Below are 20,091 nucleotides of genomic sequence, written 5' to 3' on the forward strand. Positions count from 1 at the left end.
CTTATGGGAGATAGTCTTTGATCGGGTGGGTTTCGTGGACGGTTTTGTTGGGCGACGGATTGAGCTCGGCGTTCTCGAGCAACTGCTGGCGGCTGTCCGTGAGGGTGGGCGAGTAGGCCGCCCCGGGCGGGCGGTCTCGGTCCGGGGTCGTCGCCGCGTCGGTAAGTCGCGGCTGGTCGAAGAGTTCCTCGAGCGGGCCGACGTACCGCATGTGTACTTCACCGCGGTCGGTTCATCGATGGCGAACGACCTGAGCGGGTTCGTCCACGAGGTCGCGGTCTCGTCGCTCCCCGAGGCCGCCCAGGTAGCCGGCTTCGCCGAGCCGCAGACGTGGGATGCGGCGTTCGGGGTGCTGGCTGCCGCGTTGCCGGCCGATCGCCCCAGTGTGGTGGTCATCGACGAACTGCCGTATCTCGTCCGCGAGGACGAGACCGTTGAGGGTGCGCTGCAGAAGGCGTTCGACCGGACGCTGTCGAAGCTCCCGGTCCTCCTGATCCTGATCGGGTCCGACGTCGCCATGATGGAGCGGCTCAACACCTACGGCAGGCCGTTCTATCAGCGCGGCACGGAGCTGGTCGTGCCCCCGCTCAGCCCGGCCGACGTCGCCGCCATGCTCGACCTACCGGCCGCTGATGCCTTCGACGCCTTCCTGGTGACCGGCGGACTCCCGCTGATCCTCGAAGAATGGCCACGTGGCGCCGGGCTCTGGGACTACCTCGACCACGCGCTGCGAAGCCCGACCTCGGCATTGCTCGTCAGCGGTGAGCGGGTGCTGTCGGCGGAGTTCCCCGCCGCGGCCCAGCCCCAGAAGGTGTTGCAGGCCATCGGATGTGGTGAGCGAACCTTCGGCTCTATCGGCCGGGCCGCCGGTGGCCTGCATGCCACGTCCTTGCAGCGCTCTCTCGAGGAGCTCACCAGCCGCCGTGTGGTCGCGGCAGAGCGGCCCCTGTCGACGAAACCGAGCAAGGAAACCCGCTACCGCGTCGACGACTCCTACCTGCGCTTCTGGCTCAGCTTCGTCGGATCCGCGATCCCGACGATCGAGCGCGGCCGTGGCGACCTCGTGGTGGAGTCGGTACGGCGCGGCTGGACATCCTGGCGTGGACGCGCCATCGAGCCCGTGATCCGGGAGGCTCTCTGGCGGATCGCCGATGACCGCCTGCCGGCGAACACCAACGTGATCGGCGGCTACTGGACCCGCACCAACAACCCCGAGATCGACCTCGTCGGAGCGGACCGCGCACCGGTCGCCGACAACCTCACCATGGTCGGATCGACCAAGTGGCTGGAGAAGAAGCCGTTCGACGCCCGCGACCTCGCGAGCCTCATCACCCATCGAGCCCAACTCCCCGGCGCCGACGAGGACACCCCGCTGATCGCGGTCAGCCGCAGCGGGTGCGCTGTCGACGGCCTCCAGGTCTTCACACCGGACGATCTACTCAGCGCGTGGGGCTGAGCGTCGTACCGGGGTGGTCGGCGCGTGGGGGGTGAACCACGCGCCGACCGGCTAGGCGAGGGAGTCTTCCCAGGCTTGGTGGAGGCCGGCGTAGTTGCCGCCGGTGGTGATGAGGGTTTGCGGTGGGCCGTCTTCGAGGATGATGCCGTGTTCGAGGACGAGGACCCGGTCCGCGGTCTCGACGGTGGAGAGGCGGTGCGCGATCACGATCGCTGTCCGGTCGGCGAGGATGGTTCGCAGGGCTCGCTGGATCAGGCGTTCGCTGGGGATGTCGAGGCTGGAGGTGGCCTCGTCCAGGATGAGGACGGCGGGGTCGGCGAGGAAGGCGCGGGCGAACGCGACCAGCTGGCGCTGGCCGGCGGACAGGCGGCTGCCTCGCTTCTCCACCTGGGTCTCGTAGCCCTGGGGGAGTGCGGAGATGAAGTCGTGGGCGCCGATGATCCTGGCGGCCTCGACCACCTCTTCCATGGTGGCGTCCGGCTTGCCGAAGCGGATGTTGTCGGCCACCGAGCCGGTGAAGAGGAAGTTCTCCTGCGTCACCATCACGACCCGCTCCCGCAGGTCGTCCTCGTTCAGATCACGCAGGTCCTGGCCGTCCAGCAGCACGTGGCCGCCGGTCGGGTCGTAGAAGCGTGACACGAGTTTGGCGATGGTCGTCTTCCCGGCACCTGTCGTCCCGACCAGGGCCAGAGTCTGACCGGCCGGCACGTCCAGGTCGAGTCCCGGCAGCACCGGTACGCCGTCGACGTACTGGAACTGCACGCCGCGCAGTTCCAGGTGACCACGCGCCACCGCGGGCTTGACCGGCTTGACCGGCGCGGCCACGTCCGGCTCCTCGTTGAGTACGCCGGACAGCTTCTCCAGCGCGGCACTCGCGGACAGGAACGTGTTGTAGAACTGCGAGATGTCCTGCAGCGGCTCGAAGAACTGCCGCAGGTAGAGCAGGAACGCGGTCAGTACGCCGACGGTGACGTGACCGTGGTAGGCCTGGTAACCGCCGAACGCGAGGATCGCCACGATGGTGACGTTGCCGACGCCCTTGATCGACGGCATGAAGACCGCGTTCAGCCGGAACGACTCGTAGTTCGCCTCCCGGTACTGCTCGTTGACCCCGGCGAAGATCTCCTCGTTACGGGGCTCCCGGCGGAACGCCTGCACCGCCCGGATCCCGGTCATCGACTCGACGAAGTGCACGATGACCAGTACGACGGCCTCGCGCGTCCGCCGGTACACGACCGCCGACCGCTTCCGGAACCACGCTGTCAGCAACAGCAGCAGCGGGAAGGACAGCAGCGCGATCAGACCGAGCTTGAGGTCGAGCACGAGCAGCAGAACCGCCGTACCGAACAGGGTCAGCACGGCGGTCACCAGACCGTCGAACCCGTTGGCCAGCAGCTCGTCGATGACGCTGACGTCGGACGTCAGCCGGGAGATCACCCGGCCGGACGTGTACTTGTCGTGGAACGCCGGGCTCAACCGCTGGAAGTGGTCGAACACGCGCCGGCGCAGACCGAGCAGGATCGTCTGCCCGAGCCGGCCGGACCGCATCAGGAAGATCTGCCGGGTGAACGCCTGCAGCAACGCGCTGACGAGAACGGCGATCACGACTGTGATCAGTGCTCTCGGTCCGTCACCGGCGAGGATCGGCGGGATGCCGTTGTCGATGCCGAGGTGGACCAGGTACGGCACCGCGAGCCGGGCCGCGTTCTCGATCACGACGATCGCGACCAGGACCCAGATCAGCTTCTTGTACGGCCGGAGCAGCTCGCCGAGCAGCTTGCGGGAGTCCTCCTTCAGCCGCACGGTCGTTGCCTTCGACAACTCCTTGGTGCCTTCGTCCTCGTACACCCCGCGCCAGGACTGCTGCGGCTTGTCCTGTTCGTTCTGTTCTTCGGCAGGAGGTGTCTGCTGTTCAGTCGTCGTCATGCATGCACCTCCTCTTCGTCAGCCGCGAGCAGATGCCGGTACGCCGGCACTGTCGCGAGCAACTCCTGGTGGGTACCGACGTGGGTGATCGTGCCGCCCTGGAGCAGCGCCACCTGGTCGGCCAGCATCACTGTGGACGCACGATGCGCGACCACGATGCCGGTGGTGTCGGCCAGCACTCTGCGGAGCGCCTCCTCGACCAGAGCCTCGGTGTGGACGTCCAGTGCGGACAGGGTGTCGTCCAGCACCAGCACGGCCGGTTTGGCGAGCACTGCGCGGGCCAGTGCGAGCCGCTGCCGTTGGCCACCCGACAGCGACATGCCCTGCTCGCCGACGCGAGTCTCCAGACCCCAGGGGAGGTCGTTGGCGAACTCGGCCTGCGCGACCTGCAGCGCCTCCTGGATCTCGTCGTCCGTGGCGTCCGGGCGGCCGAGGGTGAGGTTCTCCCGGACACTCATCGAGAACAGCGTCGGGTCGTCGAACGCCGAGGCGACCGCCGTCCGCAGCGAGTTCAGGGTGAGGTCGCGGATGTCGTGCCCGTCGATCGTGATCCGGCCGGCGGTGACGTCGTACAGGCGGGGGACCAGCGCGGTCAGCGTGGTCTTGCCCGAACCGGTCGAGCCGACCAGGGCGAGCGTCGTACCGGGGGTGAGGTCGAGGTTGATGTCGTGCAGGATCTCCGAGGAGTCGTCGGAGAACTGGAACCCGACGTGCTCGAACCGCAGGTGGCCCCGCGACCCGGTCAGCTCGAGCGGACCGGACGTGATCACCGAGTGCGTGTCGAGGATCTCGCTGATCCGGTCCGCCGCGGTCATCGCCTCCTGCGCCATCGCGAGGATCGCGCCGAGCGACGTGACCGGCCAGACCAGCGACAGCATCAGCGTGATGAACGCGACCAGGGTGCCGAGGGTGATCGACTGCCGGCCGACCGCGAGCGCGCCGAGCAGCAGCACGATCACGAGCGTCAGGTTCGGGATGACGCCGAGGAAGCTCCAGAACCGGGACGAGAGCCGGACCTTCTCGACCTCGGTGGTGTAGAGGGTGATCGCCTCGTCGTCGAACTGCCGCTGCACGTGCTGACGGCGGCCGAAGGCCTTGATCACCCGGAAGCCGAGCGCCGACTCCTCGACGCGGGTGGCCAGGTCGCCGGCCTGGTCCTGCACCTTGCGGGAGATCCGCAGGTACTTCTTCTCGAACTTCAGCGACACCATCACGATCGGTACGGCGGCCGCCAGCACGACGACGCCGAGCGGCCAGTAGAGCCGCAGCAGCAGGATCGTGACGACGCCCAGCTGCAGGATGTTCATCACCAGGAACAGCAGGCCGAAGCCCATGAACCGGCGGATGGTGGACAGGTCTGTGGTGACCCGCGACAGCAGCTGACCGCTCTGCCAGCGGGTGTGGAACTCCATCGGCAGGGACTGCAGCCGGACGTAGAGGTCTTGCCGGAGCGACGCCTCCAGGTCGGAGACCGTGCGGGACTGGGCCATCCGGCGGATCCAGACCAGGATCACCTCGGCGAGGCTCAGCCCGAGGGCCAGGAACGCCAGCGGGACCAGCAGGTCCAGCTCGTGGCGGGTGACCGGGCCGTCGATGATGGACCGGGTGACCAGGGGGATCGAAAGGCTGACACCGACGCCGAGCATGGCCGTCGAGAACATCAAAATCAGCCGCCAGCGGTGCGGCCGCAGATAGGGCCGGAGTCGCCACAGGTTGCGGCTTCGTTCGGGGGTCCGTGGGGACGGTGGTGCGATCGAGGGGGCTTGGATCGAGGGAGCTTGGACAGGGTGCTCTGAGGGCATCTGGACGGGCGCACTTCCCATCATCAACTAGGCAGGGGGTTCGCGACCGGAAGACAGGCGCACTGTCCATTATCGCTCAGTAGGTAAGCGCCTGTCCTGCCAATTCCATTCCCCGTGGATGAATTACAGCTTGTTGCAATAGGCCACCGCCGGACCCAGGCGGTGACCGGCATCACAGTCATTACGAACCGCGATAGGTCTTCGGTTCGGATTGCAACTTCCTGCAATCTCGCGGCTCCCGGGCGTGTTCCCGGGGCGAGCTGCGGCAGGGTGGGGAGGGTGCAGCGCCGCCGGGACTTCCGCTCGCTGTGGTTCGGCGAGTCGGTCAGCCTCCTCGGCGACCAGGTCTCGACACTGGCCCTGCCGACCGCCGCGGTCCTCGTTCTGGGCGCCTCGGCGACGCAGGTCGGCGCGCTCAACGCAGCCGGCAGCATCACCTATCCGGTGCTCGGTCTGGTCGCCGGAGCCGTGTTGGATCGGGTACGGCGTCGCCCGGTGCTGCTCGCGGCCAACGCGATCCGGATCGCGTGCTTCGGCGTACTGACGCTCTGCGCAGCACTGGGCTGGTTGTCGATGCCGCTGCTCTACGCGCTCGCCGCACTGGTCGGGGTCGCCACGCTGTTCTTCGACCTGGCCTACCAGACCTATCTGCCTTCGCTGCTGACCGGCTCTGAGCTGGCCCGCGGCAATGTGCGGCTGGAGCTCTCGAACTCGCTCGCCCGGCTAGGCGGCCCGGCTGTCGGCGGTCTGCTACTCCAGTTCGGCGGGGTCGCGGTCGGCTTCGGCGTCAACGCGCTGTCGTTCGTGGCGTCGCTCGCGGGCATCACAGCGATCCGTACGCCGGAGCCGCTGCCGGTGTCCGTTGCGCGGGAGCCGCTCGGTCGGGAGATCGTCGCCGGACTCGGACTAGTCTGGCGGCACCCGGTGTTGCGGCCGCTGACCGTCTCGGCGGCACTGCGGAACCTCGGCATGAACGCGAACCGGACGGTGCTCATCGTCTTCCTGTACCGCGGCCTCGACCTGTCTGCCGGTTCTGTCGGGCTGCTGTTCACGGTCGGCGCGGTTGGAGCCCTACTCGGTGTCGCTGCGACCGGATGGCTGCTCCGCCGGCTCGGTGTGGGCCGAACACTGCTGCTGACCGGTCTGGAAGGAGCGGTCTGGCTCCTGGTGCCACTCAGCCTGCTGGGTGGAGCTGTGGTCTGGGTGGTCGGGCTGATGTTCGTGTCGTCGCTCTGGCTGCCGGTGTGGAACGCCACGGTGATCACCTTGCGCCAGCACCTCACTCCGTCGGCCTATCTGGGCCGCGTGCAGGCGACAGCGCGGACGATCAACCTCAGCACGATCCCAGTGGGTGCCTTCCTCGGTGGACTGATCGCCGACGCTTTCAGCGAGCCCGTCATCGCACTGGCGTTGTGCTCGGCGGTAGCGGCTCTGTCGTTGACGCAGCTGTGCCGACAGCCGCTTCGCGGGATGCGGGAGCTCCCAGTTCGCGTGGAGTGAACACGCTCCGCTCGGGGCGAACACCCGTAGTCACTGACCGCTGGGAGTGAAAGGTTGCCGCACATGGGGTTGCTGGTGCAGGGCGAGGTTCGGAAGCTATGGCTCGGGCAGTTGGTGTCCACGGCTGGTAGCTCGATCACCACTGTCGCGCTGCCGCTAGTTGCCGTACTGACCCTCCAGGCGTCTCCGCTCGAGATGGGACTGCTGTCGGCGTTGACCGTCCTGCCACACCTGGTCTTCGGACTGCCTGCTGGGCTGGTGGTCGACCGGGTGTCGTTGCGACGGCTTCTGGTGCTGGCGGACGTTGGACGCGCCGCACTGCTGGGGTCGATCCCACTGGCAGCTGCTGCGGGCGTGCTGCAGATAGGCCAGCTGTACGGCGTCGCCGTACTGACTGGTGTGCTCACTCTGCTGTCGGATACCGCAGCTCAGACCTTGCTGCCGGCGCTGGTGTCGCGTGCGGACCTGATGCGGGCGAACAGTGCGTCGCTCCTGACGACCAACGTGGCGTCGACGACTGGACCGTCCGCGGCGGGGTTTCTGGTGCAGGCGGTGAGTGCGCCGTTCGCGATCCTGGTCGATGCGGTGTCGTTCGTGGTGTCGGCTGTGACGTCGTACCTGATCCGGGAGCCGGAGCGCGTGCCGGTTCCGGAGCGGACGCCGGTGCGGCTGTCGACCGGTCTGCGGGTGCTGTTCGCCGATCGCTTGCTGGGACCGCTCACTCTGTCGGCCACCATCGGGTCGCTGTTCGGTTCGATGCAGGGACCGCTCGTGGTGCTGTACCTGGTCCGCGAGCTGCACTGGTCCCCGGCGTACGTCGGGATCGCGCTGACCGCATCTGGTGCCGCAGCTGTGGTCGGGACGCTGGTGGCGTCGGCCTGGTGCAGGCGGGTTGGCATCGGTCGGGCCTACATGTCCGGACAGTTCCTTTCGGTCGTGTCTGGTGCCGCACTGGCTACGGGACTCGCGCCAGTCATCTATCTGGGACAGGCGATCTCGGGACTGGGCATGGCGCTGTTCGGCATCCCGCAACGCACACTCCGGCAGTCCCGCATTGCTCCGCACCAGCTAGGTCAAGCCACGGCCACCTGGCGCACCCTGGTCATCGGCGGCCAGGCTCTGGGGGCTGCGCTGTCCGGCCTGCTGGCCACTGCGCTCGGTCTGCGGCCAACGCTGCTGCTTTCCAGCGGCGGAATGCTCATCGGCGTACTGATCGCAGCACTCTCACCCCTCCGCACCACCAAGACTCTCAACTGACAGTCGGGCAGACTGCAGCAATGCCTCTGTTCTACGTGGCCGGCGCATCCGGCTCCGGCAAGTCGACGGTCTGCGCGGAACTGGTGCGACGCGGCCATCCGTCGTACGACGTGGACGCGGACCGCCTGGGGGTGTGGCTAGACGGAGCCGGTCTGTCGGTGGACGCCGATACGGTACGGAGGCGGATTGCGCAGCGGCCCGAAGGCTTCGGTTCGTCCGAGGAGGAGCTGCGTCGCATTCTGCACTGGCACGCGACCGTCGATGCCGACAACGCTCGCTTCGGCGCCACTCTCGTCGACGCGAGTCGGCCAGTGACGACCGTTGCTGACGAGGTTCTCAAGGTTGCTGAGGAGCACCGATGAAGCTTGAGTTGCTGGAGAGTCTGCGGCGTAGTCGCGCGCAGGTGCTGGCCGCGGTCGAGGGAGTGTCGGAGTACGACCGGCGGCGTCCCATGGTGGCCAGCGGTACGAATCTGCTCGGTCTGGTGAAGCACCTGGCCGGCGAAGAGCACGGCTATCTGGGCGAGTCACTCGGCCACACGCCCGCACTGCGCCCAACCTGGTTCCGGGACAACCCCCATGACGAGCAGGACCTGTGGGCAACGCCGGAGGAGTCAACTGACTACATCACCGGCGTCTACCGGGAGCTGTCCGCTAAGGCGGACCAGGTCATCCTGTCGCTGGACCTGGAGAGCCCGGCGTATGTCGCGCACTGGCCGATTCACGAGACCACACTGGGTTTCCTGCTCTTCACCATGGCCGCCGAAACCGCACAACACGCCGGCCACGCCACTGCGCTCCGCCAACTGATCGCTAGCCCACCACTGGCTCGTTGACAGCGCCTCCGGTCGTCCAGTCGAGGTCGGCGAGGATGCGGTCGACGGTTTGGTCCAGCGTGCTGTCGATACCGATCACCTGCTCGCCGGGTACGCCCAGGAGGTCGATGTCGCGGTACCAGTCACGCATCTGGTCGGCCGTGACGACCTTCGACAGTTCGCGGGTCGAGTGTCGCCGGATGGTCTCGTCGAACGGCAGCTGGAAGTAGTACGCCCCGGTCACGCCGGCGTGGTCGGCCACGAGCTGCCGGAGCATGTCGCCGTACGTGCGGTTGTTCAGAATGCCTTCCAGCACTACGTGATAGCCGTGGGCGAGCGCGTAGCGCACGATCATGTCGATCAGTCCCACATTCGGCTGCCCGAACCGATCGTGCTCCCGCAGCAGAGTCCGCCGGACGTAGTCCTGCTCGACCCAGGACACGCCATACCCGAGCCGTCGCCGGATCTCCTGCGCCGTACTGCTCTTCCCCGACCCCGAGTTCCCCCGGACCACCACAAGCCGCGTCGTACCGTCCCCGATCAAAGTCACCCGAGGACCCTAAACCAGGCCTGCTGCCAAACGCTCGAACGCCGAACCGCTGTCCACCTGTTGCCCTATGACCTGCGCACACTCATCTGCAGTGAGCGCCGACATGTCGACCTCGACGTCGTACACACCAGGCGTGTGGACCGCCTCCTGCCACAGGGCTACCGGGTCGGCGACAGTCCCGCCCTGGTTGTAGCCGACGCCACCCCAGGTCGCCCGCCGTCGCTCCAGTACGACGTCGACCGGGCAGCGCACGCCGACGAACAACACCGGCAGTCCCTCGAGCCGGCGAGCACACGACGGCAGGATGCCGAGCGGAGTCGAGTAGGAGTCGTGGTGCACCGCATCGACCACCACGTTGAGCCCCAGCCGGCTGTGAGCGGCGATCGCGTCGTACATGGCGGCGTACAGCGTGACGACGAGCGGCTCAAGGTCAGGGCGCTCGCCGCCGGGGCGGAGTCCGATGCCGGGCCGGTACTGCGGTGGTGTCATCTGCTGGAAGTGGTCGACACCGAGGTTCATCCAGACGCCGTCGAACGTGTTCTGGATGACGGTCGCGATGCTGGTCTTACCGGAGCGCGGGGCGCCGTTCAGGATGATGATTCGGCCGGGGTGCACCGGGCGACTTTATTCGACGCGGAAGACAGGGCCGCGGGGAGTGAACGGGAGAGTGGCGCCGCGGGGGAGGAGCCAGGCGTGCGGGCGGCGGACGCGGACCACGTCGCAGTGGCCGTCGGTGATGAGCAGTATGGGCCCGGTGGCAGGGAAGTCGTCGGCTCGCTCCAGGAGGTCCACTCCGGGCTGGAGAACCGTGCCGCCCCGGCCGCGGACCTGCACTCGGCCGGCGATGTCGTCAACGGGCACGTAGCCGGCGTCGTACGGGGCTGCGTCGCAGTAGATGACGCGAGCGGCGGGGACGTCTCGGGCTCGCGAGTACGACGCGATGGCGCCGAGTGCTTTGCCGAGCAGCACCCGGTCCATCGAACCCGAGGTGTCCAGGACGACGCCGTACGTCGGGAGGCGCTCCAGCTCGACAGGCCGGATCCACCCCGGCCGCGGGATGTCCGGCGTACTGTCCTGGCGTCGAGAGGCGCGGGCGTAGGTGCGGGTGCGTTCGACCGCAGGGACGTGCTCCTCGAACCAGCGGGCGAGCTGGGCGTCCCAGCTCAGCGGTGGGTGCTCCAGCGCGCGGATCTCCTCCACCAGGCCGGACGGGAGCAGTCCGCGGGAGGGGTCGTGGTAGGCGAGGCCGGTGTTCAGTGCGCGCCGGTAGATGTCGTCCAGGCCGGCCGCACGGGCAGCCTCACCGGTGTGTGGCAGCGGATGGCCCAGTACGTCGCCCAGTCCGGTCCCACGCAGGGTTGCCAACTTGCGGTATCGGCGCAGGTCGGTGGCGACCCGGTCGTAGACCTCTTCGGCGGACATGCCTTTCAGGGCTGGGTCATAGAGGGCTCCGTCGGGCATGGTGCCGACGCTCATCTCCAGGAGCCAGCCGTTGATGACCAGGTCGGCTGCGACGTTCCACAGGTACGGATCACGGCCTCCGACACGTTCGCCGTGCCGGAGTGCGGCGTGGAGCATCTCGTGCGCCATGACGAAGCGCCATTCGTTCTGCGTCAGGTTGGTGAGCGGGTTGATGTAGATCTCACCCGCTGCGGCGTTCACTGCCGCAATCTGGATGTCCCAGCCACGGGCGACCTCGGCCTCGGCCACGATCTTCATGGTGGCGGCGAGTGCGCCGAGCAGTGGATAGGAGGAGACGAACCAGCCCAGAGCCAGGTCCCACACGTCCCGTCCGGGTTTGCGGTCCATCAGCGACGACCGCGCGCCACCAGCGACGTCCACTGCGGCTGCTGCGGCATTCGACAGTCCGGCGGCGAACAGCTGGCTCCAGTCCGGTGGCTTGCCCCAACCAGTCCACGGCACGATCAGTACGTCGGACTGCCCGCCTGCGACGCCGAGATCGGCGTACTGGTCCGGGACTGTGCTGCTTCGCCACTGCCGCGCCAGTGTGTCTTCGTCAGTGCTGGGATAGGTATCGGGCAGGTCGACCACCGCACGGCCCAGCTTGAGCGAGTGCAGGAAGTGGTTGACCGCGACGTCGCACGCTGCGTTCGCGGCCTGGTCGGGCGTCGGGCGGTCGCGGTCCAGGTGGCCGAGTCCGAGGTGGATCAGCAGGTGAGCAAAGACCCAGGTCCACTCCTCCGGAGTGGCTCGGCGACTCGGGTGGACCAGGATCCTGCCGTTCGAGTCGATCCGGGCCCAGCCGTCCCGCGGACACGCGTCGTCCTTGGCCGGCGGCTCGTAGCCCACCATCGGCACGAAGAGCGGATGCCGCCGTACGACGTCCCAACCGGCCAGGATCGCTTCCCGGGCCGGGTCTTTGCGGGCCTTGCGCCGCCGGTCAGGCACGCGCGGCGACCAGCCGGGGCAGGTCGCGGCTGACCTCGACCAGGAACCAGGTCGGCAGCACCGGCCGGCCGTCGTCGTCCGACGCGATCACGACCTGCGCGATCTCGAGCGAGATCTCGGCCAGCTCCACCAGCAGCGCCTTGCCGCGGTGCGCGAGCTGACGCGCGGCCGGACTGCCGGAGTTCTTGTCGGCGGGGAGCTCCTTGATCAGCCGGGCGCGGAAGGTCTCGGCCAGGAAGTACAGCAGGTCGCGGTCCTCGGGAGCGGCCGGCCAACCGGCCTCACCCTTCAGCACCGCTTCCAGACCGAACGCGTTCCGCACCGTCTTCACGAACGCGCGGAAGGCCGAGGCGTGCGCGGCAGACAAGGTGCCGAAGGCAAGCACCCGGAGCGTCTCGTCGGTGGCACCGTCGCCGTACGAGTGCAGCGCATCCGACAGCATGTGCCAGCTTCGCGGCGTCGAGAACGGCTCCTCGGTCTTCGGCGGTGCAGTCCACAGGTGGTCCGGCCGGTTGCGCAGATAGTCGAGCACCCACGGGTGAATTCCCGCCGTACCAGCCCATTTCAGCCAGTCGCTCGCGGAAGCGCGCAGATGGACATGCACCAGCCGGTTGATCAACGCACTGGCCATCGGCCGGGCGAGCGCGTTGTCCGTGGCCCGGTTACCCGCACCGATCACCACGGACCCCTCGGGCAGCTCGTACTCACCGATCCGCCGATCCAGAATCAGCGAGTAGAACGCCTTCTGTACCTCGGCAGACGAAGCATTCAGCTCATCCAGGAACAAGCAGTAGGGCTCGTCCCGGGCAATAGCCACCGGCGGCGCGAACCGGCTCCGCCCGTCAACAATCTGCGGCACGCCGATCAGGTCCTCAGGCGCCAGTTGCGTCCCCAGCAACGTCACGCACTCCAGCCCCAGCGACTCCGCGAAAGCCCGCACCAGACTGCTCTTCCCAATCCCCGGAGCACCCCACAAGAACACCGGCCGAACCACAGCCACATGCAACAAAACCTCCGGCAGCTCACCCGCCGAAACCGAAATCCCCGCCTGCATCCGTCCCTCTCACCAAGCCGAACCCCCAAGGATCCTCCGCACCAGAATCCTTGTCACACGAATTTCCACGGGCAGTCCGGATAAGCACGCCGTACCGTCTCGCGCAGCCATTGCTGTTTCGGTGCGGACAACAGCGGCCAGGTTCGCTCCAGGTCGTACTGGTCCTTCGTCCGATGCAGACGCGCCTTGAACAGCAGCACGATCTCAGGATTCAAATACCGAATCCCGTCCTCCGCCACCCAAGTAACGTCCTCAAGCCGCCCCGTGTGCTCCGGCAAGTACTTGTTGCACCACAGCCCATCCGCATCCGGCGTCAACGGCAGATCAACAACCCACGGCGCATCCCCATGCTCCCGAACCCAAACCTGACTGGCCGGCGAAAACACCTCCGGATGCCGATCAGTCAGCGGCCGCATGTCCCCACCCGCCAGATTCCACAAATGCCACCGATCACCCGCATGCGCACGCAGCGCCGGCACATCACCCGCAAAGATCGAAACATCCACATCCGAGTGCTCCCGCCCCACCCCCGTGAACGCATCAATAGCCCACCCCCCAACAACCCACCACTCCCGCCCAAACCCCCGCATGAACGCACTAACCCCGCTCAAGTCCATCGGCTCCCACCGCCCGTACAACCGCTCCCAGTACGCCGCCTCAGCCGCCTCACCCAAACTCCGCAACTCCATCCCCCCACCCTCCCGCCCCCGCCGAGCCCCCACCACCCATTTCACCCCCCTCGCCGTACCCGTGGGGCCCCCAAGATCCCCCCACCGCCCAAAGATCCCCGACCGCCCAAGGCGACGCCTCGCGCCCAAGGGTGGGCGGGCTGCTCTTTGTACCCGCGCGCCAGCTTTGTGCGGGTGCGCCGTCTTTGAGCCCCCACCAACCATTTCGGGCCACTCCGCGTGGTCGGTGGGTGCCCAAAGATGCCCCGGGCGCCCAAGGCGACGCCTCGTGCCCAAGGGTGGGCGGGCTGCTCTTTGTGCGCGCGCGTCAGCTTTGTGCGGGTGCGCCGTCTTTGTGATCCCATCAACCGTTTTGGGGCGGTTTGCGTGGTTGGTGGGTGCCCAAAGACGCGCTGGGTGCCCAAGGTGGAGCCTCGTGCCCAAGGGTGGGCGGGCTGCTCTTTGTGTGTGCGCGCCAACTTTGAGCCCCTACCAACCATTTCGGGCCACTCCGCGTGGTCGGTGGGTGCCCAAAGATGCCCCGGGCGCCCAAGGCGACGCCTCGTGCCCAAGGGTGGGCGGGCTGCTCTTTGTGCGCGCGCGTCAGCTTTGTGCGGGTGCGCCGTCTTTGTGATCCCATCAACCGTTTTGGGGCGGTTTGCGTGGTTGGTGGGTGCCCAAAGACGCGATGGGTGCCCAAGGTGGAGCCTCGTGCCCAAGGGTGGGCGGGCTGCTCTTTGTGTGTGCGCGCCAACTTTGTGCGGGCGCGCCAACTTTGTGATCCCATCAACCGTTTTGGGGCGGTCTGCGTGGTCGGTGGGTGCACAAAGACGCGCTGGGCGCCCAAAGACGCGGCGGCCACCCGGGGGAGCCGAGCGCGCGACCTGAGCCACGGCGGGGAGTGTGGGCACGGGGTTGGCCACGGGGCCGCGGGTTTAGCCACGGCGGCGAGCGGGGGCGCGGGCTCGGCCACGGCGGGGGGTGTGGGCGCGGGGACAGCCACGGGGCGAGTGGGGCGGCGGGGTCAGCCACGGGGTCGAGCGTGGGCACGCGACCTCAGCCACGGGGGCGAGCGTGGGCACGACCTCAGCCACGGGGCGGGCGGGGGCGCGGGCTCGGCCGGGGGGAGCCGAGCGGAGCGAGGTTGGGGGTGCGGGTGGCGGAGCCCCCGCCGCGAGCGGAGCGAGCTTGAAATGGCGAGAGCGAGAAGGTCTGCGCTTTCTGCAGACACTCCTCGCTCTCGATCGAGCGGGTGACGAGAATCGAACTCGCGTAGTCAGTTTGGAAGACTGGGGCTCTACCATTGAGCTACACCCGCGTGCGGCCCACCGGAGTGGGTGCCCGGACATGATTCCACATCTGGGCGTTCCGGCTCAAACTGGTTCCGGGGTGGGGGTGGTGGCGCGAGCACCCCTCCGCGTCGACTAGACTCGTGCGGTCACTGCGGGGCGTAGCGTAGTGGCTAGCGCGCCTGCTTTGGGAGCAGGAGACCGCAGGTTCGAGTCCTGTCGCCCCGACTAATCCATGCAGCACCGTGGAAACCCCCTGCAGCACCGCTGTGGTGCGGGCTGTCCGCCGCGCCGGTTATGTCATCAGATCAAGGAGAACCGCCACCGTGAAGAGCACCGTCGAGTCCTTGAGCCCGACGAAGGTCAAGCTCATCGTCGAGGTGCCGTTCGAGGAGCTCAAGCCGAGCCTCGACGCGGCGTACCAGAGCATTGCCCAGCAGATCCAGGTTCCTGGTTTCCGCAAGGGCAAGATCCCCCCGCAGGTGATCGACCAGCGGGTCGGCCGTGGGCCGGTTCTCGAAGAGGCCATCAACGACGCCCTGCCGAAGCTGTACTCGCAGGCCGTCCAGGACAACCAGGTGAAGGCCATCGGCCGCCCTGAGGTGGACGTCACCGAGTTCAACGACAAGGAGAGCCTGCAGTTCTCCGCCGAGGTCGAGGTGCGCCCGGAGATCACGCTGCCGGACCTGGAGGGTCTGGAGGCCGAGGTCGAGGACATCGCGATCGCCGACTCCGAGGTCGAGGAGCAGATCGAGGCGCTCCGGCAGCGCTTCGGCTCGCTGAACCCGGTCGAGCGGGCGACCGCCGACAAGGACTTCATCACGATCGACCTGTCGGCCAGCAAGGACGGCGAGAAGGTCGAGGAGGCGCAGGCCACCGGCCTGTCGTACCAGGTCGGCAGCGGTCAGCTGCTGGACGGCCTCGACGAGGCCGTCATCGGGCTGAGCGCGGGCGAGAGCAACACCTTCGTCACGCAGCTGGTCGGTGGCTCGCTCAAGGGTGACGACGTCGACGTGTCGGTGACGGTGACCGCGGTCAAGGAGCAGGAGCTCCCGGCCTTCGACGACGACTTCGCGCAGACCGCGTCGGAGTTCGACACCGCCGACGAGCTGAAGGCCGACGTGCAGTCCCGGCTGGAGCGCGGCAAGCGGCTCGAGCAGGCCGGCGAGGCCCGGGACTCGGTTCTCGAGAAGATCCTGACCCTGGTCGACGTGCCGGTTCCGGACGGTCTGCTGACCGACGAGCTGGCCGCCCGCAAGGAGAACCTGGAGCAGCAGCTCGGGTACTCCGGGATGTCGTTCGAGCAGTTCCTGGAGGGCGAGGAGCAGACCCAGGAAGAGTTCGACGAGGACCTGAAGAAGCGCTCCGAGGACGCCATCAAGGCGCAGTTCGTGCTGGATCTGGTCGCCGAGCAGCAGGAGCTGAGCGTCAACGACCAGGAGCTCACCGAGCACATCGTCCGGCACGCGCAGCGTTCCGGCGTCAGCCCGGACCAGTTCGCCCAGCACGCGGTCGAGAACAACCTGGTCCCGAGCCTGGTGTCCGAGGTCGTCCGCGGCAAGGCGCTGGCCCACCTGGTCGAGCACGCCGTGGTCAAGGACGCTTCCGGCAACGTGATCGAGCTGAAGACCCTGCAGCCGGACGGCACCTACGCCGACCCGGAGGCAGCCGAGGCCCCGGTCGAGGAGCCCGCAAAGGCCTGATCTGTACGCCGAACGGCCCGGACCCCGCCAAGGGGTTCCGGGCCGTTTCGCGTTGACAGCGAGCTGATAGCGGCCGCGGCTAGCGTCGGAGCATGACCTCCACCCGTCCCCTCGGGAGGTCCGCCCGCGTACTGGCGGTCGTCGTACTGACGGCCCTCGCCGCAAGCGGCCCGCCGCCTCGCCCGCGTTCGTTGGGTTCCACCTGATCGACGAACCGCCTCCACGCCTGTACCCGCGGTTGCGGATGATCTCCGACGTACTGGCCGCCGCAGGTCCGCCCGACCTGACCCACGTGAACCTGGTCCCGTTCTACGACCCCAAGCAGGAGGCGGCGTACCGGGAGTTCCTGACCCGGTACGCCGACCAGATGGCGCCGACGTTCATCTCGTTCGACCACTACCCCCTTGCTTCGACTCAGCTGCGCTCTGTTGCTGGTGACCCGGCCGTCCTCGGCCAGTTCCGGACCGCTGCCGACGACGGCCGGCGCCGGCTGTTCGTCGCCAACCGCCGGTACGGCGCCGCCGCGAGCGTCACGATCACCGTTCAGGCGGCGGTCGGGGCGGTCGAGGAGTTCGTGCCCGCGTCAGGTGCGTACCAGCCGGTGACCCTGACGGGGGCTGCGTTCCGGGTCTCGGTGGAGGCTGGTTCGGGGCGGTTGTTCCGCCTCACCGGTGCGCCGTGAGCGAACACCTGTGGCCCAGCCTTAGGTCTGTCGCTCCCGCCCAGTAATGTCGGCTTCGTGAACGAGACATTTGCAGCCAGCCCCACCGCCGCGGGCGGCAATGGATCCGGCGGACACGACGACCACATCTACCAGCGCCTGCTGCAGAACCGGATCATCTTCCTGGGGTCCGAGGTTCGCGACGACAACGCGAACGCGATCTGCGCGCAGATGTTGCTCCTCAACGCCGAGGACCCCAACAAGGACATCTGGCTGTACATCAACTCGCCGGGTGGCTCGGTGGACTCCGGCATGGCGATCTACGACACCATGCAGTGGATCTCCAACGACGTCGCCACGGTGGGGATGGGCCTGGCCGCCTCGATGGGCCAGTTCCTGCTCTGCGCCGGCGCGAAGAACAAGCGGTACGCCCTGCCGCACGCCCGGATCATGATGCACCAGCCCTCCGGCGGTATGGGAGGCACGGCGTCCGACATCAAGATCCAGGCCGAGCAGTCGCTGCACCTGAAGGCGCTGCTGTTCAAGCTGATCTCCGAGCACACCGGCCAGCCGCTCGAGCAGGTCGAGGCCGACGCGGACCGCGACCGCTGGTTCACCGCGGACAAGGCCAAGGAGTACGGCTTCATCGACCACGTGGTCAACAGCGCCGCTCAGCTCAGCTCCGGCAGCCCGAACTCCTGACCTGCTCCCCCTCGGCAAGAACCTAAGGACGCAAACATGAACTACTTCATCCCGCAGTGGGAGGAGCGCACGTCGTACGGCATGCGCCGCATCGACCCCTACACGAAGCTGTTCGAGGACCGGATCATCTTCCTCGGCACGCCGATCACGGACGAGATCGCGAACGCCGTGATGGCCCAGCTGCTCTGCCTGCAGTCGATGGACTCCGACCGCGACATCAGCATCTACATCAACTCGCCCGGTGGTTCGTTCACCGCGCTGACCGCGATCTACGACACCGTGCGCTACATCAAGCCGGACGTCCAGACCGTGTGCCTGGGCCAGGCCGCCTCGGCCGCCGCGGTGCTCCTCGCCGCCGGTACGCCGGGCAAGCGCCTCGCGCTGCCGAACAGCCGGATCATCATCCACCAGCCGGCCACCGAGGGCACCTACGGGCAGTCCAGCGACATCGAGATCCAGGCGAACGAGATCCTCCGCCTGCGCGCGCTGCTGGAGAAGATGCTCGCCGACGCCAGCGGCAAGTCGCACGAAGAGGTCTCCCGCGACATCGAGCGGGACAAGTTCCTGACCGCCGAGCAGGCGATCGAGTACGGCCTGATCGACGACGTGCTGCAGACGCTCAAGCCGGTTCCGGCCGGAGTCTGACCCGTGAGACGGTGGGCCCCGCACCCGGGGCCCACCGATCGCACCCGAAAGTTGTCAAGGCCCCGCGGCGTTCGCCACCGGCGTAGACACAACCCGGCACGGAGCGCGGCGTTTCGGCTCCTGACGGGGTACCGTCGAAACAGGTTCGGCGGGGTACCTGTCGAAGTAGGGGTGTCCATTCGGTACGACGGCGCCCCGGCCCCGAGCGGCCACGCCCCCCGGCCCACGGTTCGACTGCTCAGAGAAGGGATCTGTCCCGGTGGCACGCATAGGTGACGGCGGCGACCTGCTCAAATGCTCGTTCTGCGGTAAGAGCCAGAAGCAGGTCAAGAAGCTCATCGCCGGTCCCGGCGTCTACATCTGCGACGAGTGCATCGATCTCTGCAACGAGATCATCGAGGAAGAGCTGAACGAGGGCTCCGAGGTCGGACTCACCGAGCTGCCGAAGCCGCGGGAGATCTACGACTTCCTCAATGCCTACGTCGTCGGACAGGACGTGGCGAAGAAGGCGCTCGCGGTGGCGGTGTACAACCACTACAAGCGGGTCCGCGACGGTCAGGGCGCCTCCAGCGCCGGCCGGCACGCGAAGGACGAGGCCGTCGAGCTGGCCAAGTCGAACATCCTGCTGATCGGCCCGACCGGCTGCGGCAAGACCTACCTCGCCCAGACCCTGGCCCGGATGCTGAACGTCCCGTTCGCGATCGCGGACGCGACGGCGCTGACCGAGGCCGGCTATGTCGGTGAGGACGTCGAGAACATCCTGCTGAAGCTGATCCAGGCGGCCGACTACGACGTCAAGAAGGCCGAGACCGGGATCATCTACATCGACGAGGTCGACAAGATCGCCCGCAAGAGCGAGAACCCGTCGATCACCCGCGATGTCTCCGGCGAGGGTGTCCAGCAGGCGCTGCTGAAGATCCTGGAGGGGACCACCGCGAGTGTCCCGCCGCAGGGCGGCCGCAAGCACCCGCACCAGGAGTTCATCCAGATCGACACCACCAACGTGCTGTTCATCGTCGGCGGAGCGTTCGCCGGTCTGGACCACATGGTGGAGCAGCGGGTCGGCAAGAAGACCCTCGGGTTCAACGCCTCCCGCGAGACCGAGAAGCCGCGCGAGGTCGGTGGGTACGCCGATGTGATGCCGGAGGACCTGCTGAAGTTCGGGCTGATCCCCGAGTTCATCGGTCGCCTTCCGGTGATCACCACGGTCTCCCCGCTGGACCGTGACGCGCTGATCAAGATCCTGTCGGAGCCGAAGAACGCGCTGGTCAAGCAGTACCGGCGGCTCTTCGAGATCGACAACGTCGAGCTGGAGTTCACCGACGACGCGGTCGACGCGATCGCGGACCAGGCGCTGCTGCGTGGCACCGGCGCCCGTGGGCTGCGCGCCATCATGGAGGAGGTGCTCCTCAACGTGATGTACGAGGTGCCCAGCCGTGAGGACGTGGCCAAGGTCGTCGTCAACAAGGCCGTCGTGCTGGAGAACGTGAACCCGACGCTGATCCCGCGCGACCAGATCGAGCGCAAGCGCGAGCGGCGCGACAAGACCGCGTAGGAACACACGCACGAGGGAGGCCGGATCCGCCGTACGGCGGGTGTCCGGCCTCCTTCTCGTGGTGGACGCGTCGCGAGATTGTGCCCGCCTAGGTTCGAGG

Annotated in this window: 16 protein-coding genes, 2 tRNA genes and 1 pseudogene; 11 read left to right on the top strand and 8 right to left on the bottom strand. The window is 67.6% G+C overall.

Features of this window, described 5'->3' with window-relative positions:
* Positions 1–34 precede the first annotated feature (34 nt).
* Positions 35–1,456, top strand: a complete 1,422-nt coding sequence (locus tag OG474_RS31040; RefSeq protein ID WP_405057149.1) for an ATP-binding protein — start codon at positions 35–37, stop codon at positions 1,454–1,456.
* Positions 1,457–1,507: 51 nt separating this feature from the next.
* Here the strand turns inward: OG474_RS31040 and OG474_RS31045 are convergent, their stop codons facing one another.
* Both OG474_RS31045 and OG474_RS31050 read right to left on the bottom strand, forming a co-directional pair.
* Complete coding sequence (locus tag OG474_RS31045) at positions 1,508–3,382, bottom strand: ABC transporter ATP-binding protein (protein ID WP_405057150.1); 1,875 nt, start codon at positions 3,380–3,382, stop codon at positions 1,508–1,510.
* Positions 3,379–5,043 (bottom strand): ABC transporter ATP-binding protein, encoded by a 1,665-nt coding sequence (locus tag OG474_RS31050; RefSeq protein ID WP_405057151.1) that lies wholly within the window; start codon positions 5,041–5,043, stop codon positions 3,379–3,381. Before OG474_RS31050 ends, OG474_RS31045 begins: the two co-directional genes overlap by 4 nt.
* Positions 5,044–5,463: 420 nt before the next feature.
* Here OG474_RS31050 and OG474_RS31055 point away from each other — a divergent pair, with 420 nt between their 5' ends.
* The 4 genes from OG474_RS31055 to OG474_RS31070 all read left to right on the top strand — a co-directional run bounded on the left by OG474_RS31055 (position 5,464) and on the right by OG474_RS31070 (position 8,776).
* Positions 5,464–6,684 carry an MFS transporter gene (locus OG474_RS31055; RefSeq protein ID WP_405057152.1) on the top strand — a complete coding sequence of 407 codons (1,221 nt, stop codon included), beginning with the start codon at positions 5,464–5,466 and terminating at the stop codon, positions 6,682–6,684.
* A 63-nt stretch (positions 6,685–6,747) separates the two neighbouring features.
* Positions 6,748–7,941, top strand: coding sequence for an MFS transporter (locus tag OG474_RS31060; protein WP_405057153.1), 1,194 nt, complete (start codon positions 6,748–6,750; stop codon positions 7,939–7,941).
* Between the two features lie 20 nt (positions 7,942–7,961).
* Positions 7,962–8,303, top strand: coding sequence for a hypothetical protein (locus tag OG474_RS31065; RefSeq protein ID WP_405057154.1), 342 nt, complete (start codon positions 7,962–7,964; stop codon positions 8,301–8,303).
* On the top strand, positions 8,300–8,776 hold the full coding sequence (locus OG474_RS31070) for a DinB family protein (protein WP_405057155.1): 477 nt from the start codon (positions 8,300–8,302) through the stop codon (positions 8,774–8,776). Before OG474_RS31065 ends, OG474_RS31070 begins: the two co-directional genes overlap by 4 nt.
* Here OG474_RS31070 and OG474_RS31075 read toward each other — a convergent pair.
* The 6 genes from OG474_RS31075 to OG474_RS31100 all read right to left on the bottom strand — a co-directional run bounded on the left by OG474_RS31075 (position 8,754) and on the right by OG474_RS31100 (position 14,754).
* Positions 8,754–9,305, bottom strand: a complete 552-nt coding sequence (locus tag OG474_RS31075) for a kinase (protein WP_405057156.1) — start codon at positions 9,303–9,305, stop codon at positions 8,754–8,756. The two genes, OG474_RS31070 and OG474_RS31075, sit on opposite strands and share 23 nt — an antisense overlap.
* A gap of 9 nt (positions 9,306–9,314) precedes the next feature.
* A complete protein-coding gene (locus OG474_RS31080) occupies positions 9,315–9,920 on the bottom strand; it encodes a chloramphenicol phosphotransferase CPT family protein (RefSeq protein ID WP_405057157.1) in 606 nt (201 codons plus the stop codon).
* Between the two features lie 9 nt (positions 9,921–9,929).
* Positions 9,930–11,714 (bottom strand): DUF2201 family putative metallopeptidase, encoded by a 1,785-nt coding sequence (locus OG474_RS31085; protein ID WP_405057158.1) that lies wholly within the window; start codon positions 11,712–11,714, stop codon positions 9,930–9,932.
* The gene (locus tag OG474_RS31090) at positions 11,707–12,768 is read right to left on the bottom strand and encodes an AAA family ATPase (protein ID WP_405057159.1); all 1,062 of its coding nucleotides are present in this window, start codon (positions 12,766–12,768) and stop codon (positions 11,707–11,709) included. Before OG474_RS31090 ends, OG474_RS31085 begins: the two co-directional genes overlap by 8 nt.
* A 53-nt stretch (positions 12,769–12,821) precedes the next feature.
* Positions 12,822–13,661, bottom strand: coding sequence for a nucleotidyltransferase domain-containing protein (locus tag OG474_RS31095; protein WP_405057160.1), 840 nt, complete (start codon positions 13,659–13,661; stop codon positions 12,822–12,824).
* 1,022 nt (positions 13,662–14,683) lie between these two features.
* Positions 14,684–14,754: transfer RNA gene (locus OG474_RS31100), tRNA-Gly, on the bottom strand.
* Positions 14,755–14,880: 126 nt separating this feature from the next.
* Between OG474_RS31100 and OG474_RS31105 the strand changes: the two genes are divergently transcribed.
* The 6 genes and pseudogenes from OG474_RS31105 (at position 14,881) to clpX (ending at position 19,991) form a co-directional block, all read left to right on the top strand.
* Positions 14,881–14,953: transfer RNA gene (locus OG474_RS31105), tRNA-Pro, on the top strand.
* A gap of 98 nt (positions 14,954–15,051) precedes the next feature.
* Positions 15,052–16,428: a trigger factor gene (gene tig / locus OG474_RS31110; RefSeq protein WP_405057161.1), complete on the top strand. Its 1,377-nt coding sequence runs from the start codon at positions 15,052–15,054 to the stop codon at positions 16,426–16,428.
* Positions 16,429–16,672: 244 nt separating this feature from the next.
* Positions 16,673–17,110 (top strand): hypothetical protein, encoded by a 438-nt coding sequence (locus OG474_RS31115; RefSeq protein ID WP_405057162.1) that lies wholly within the window; start codon positions 16,673–16,675, stop codon positions 17,108–17,110.
* A 57-nt stretch (positions 17,111–17,167) separates the two neighbouring features.
* On the top strand, positions 17,168–17,791 hold the full coding sequence (locus OG474_RS31120; protein WP_171671210.1) for an ATP-dependent Clp protease proteolytic subunit: 624 nt from the start codon (positions 17,168–17,170) through the stop codon (positions 17,789–17,791).
* A gap of 30 nt (positions 17,792–17,821) precedes the next feature.
* Positions 17,822–18,436 (top strand): annotated as a pseudogene (locus OG474_RS31125) (ATP-dependent Clp protease proteolytic subunit); the annotation flags it as partial.
* 259 nt (positions 18,437–18,695) lie between these two features.
* Positions 18,696–19,991 (top strand): ATP-dependent Clp protease ATP-binding subunit ClpX, encoded by a 1,296-nt coding sequence (clpX, locus tag OG474_RS31130; RefSeq protein WP_405057163.1) that lies wholly within the window; start codon positions 18,696–18,698, stop codon positions 19,989–19,991.
* Positions 19,992–20,091: the final 100 nt, after the last annotated feature.

The organism is Kribbella sp. NBC_01505 (assembly GCF_045040285.1).
GTDB lineage: Bacteria > Actinomycetota > Actinomycetes > Propionibacteriales > Kribbellaceae > Kribbella.

What these genes read in the sequence shown, in the direction of transcription:
- OG474_RS31115 (WP_405057162.1), top strand. Translation starts at nt 16,673, where the DNA reads ATGATCTCCGACGTACTGGCCGCCGCAGGTCCGCCCGACCTGACCCAC.
- OG474_RS31065 (WP_405057154.1), top strand. Translation starts at nt 7,962, where the DNA reads ATGCCTCTGTTCTACGTGGCCGGCGCATCCGGCTCCGGCAAGTCGACG.
- OG474_RS31095 (WP_405057160.1), bottom strand. Translation starts at nt 13,661, where the DNA reads ATGGTTGGTGGGGGCTCAAAGACGGCGCACCCGCACAAAGCTGGCGCG.
- OG474_RS31070 (WP_405057155.1), top strand. Translation starts at nt 8,300, where the DNA reads ATGAAGCTTGAGTTGCTGGAGAGTCTGCGGCGTAGTCGCGCGCAGGTG.
- OG474_RS31060 (WP_405057153.1), top strand. Translation starts at nt 6,748, where the DNA reads ATGGGGTTGCTGGTGCAGGGCGAGGTTCGGAAGCTATGGCTCGGGCAG.
- OG474_RS31090 (WP_405057159.1), bottom strand. Translation starts at nt 12,768, where the DNA reads ATGCAGGCGGGGATTTCGGTTTCGGCGGGTGAGCTGCCGGAGGTTTTG.
- OG474_RS31045 (WP_405057150.1), bottom strand. Translation starts at nt 3,382, where the DNA reads ATGACGACGACTGAACAGCAGACACCTCCTGCCGAAGAACAGAACGAA.
- OG474_RS31050 (WP_405057151.1), bottom strand. Translation starts at nt 5,043, where the DNA reads ATGTTCTCGACGGCCATGCTCGGCGTCGGTGTCAGCCTTTCGATCCCC.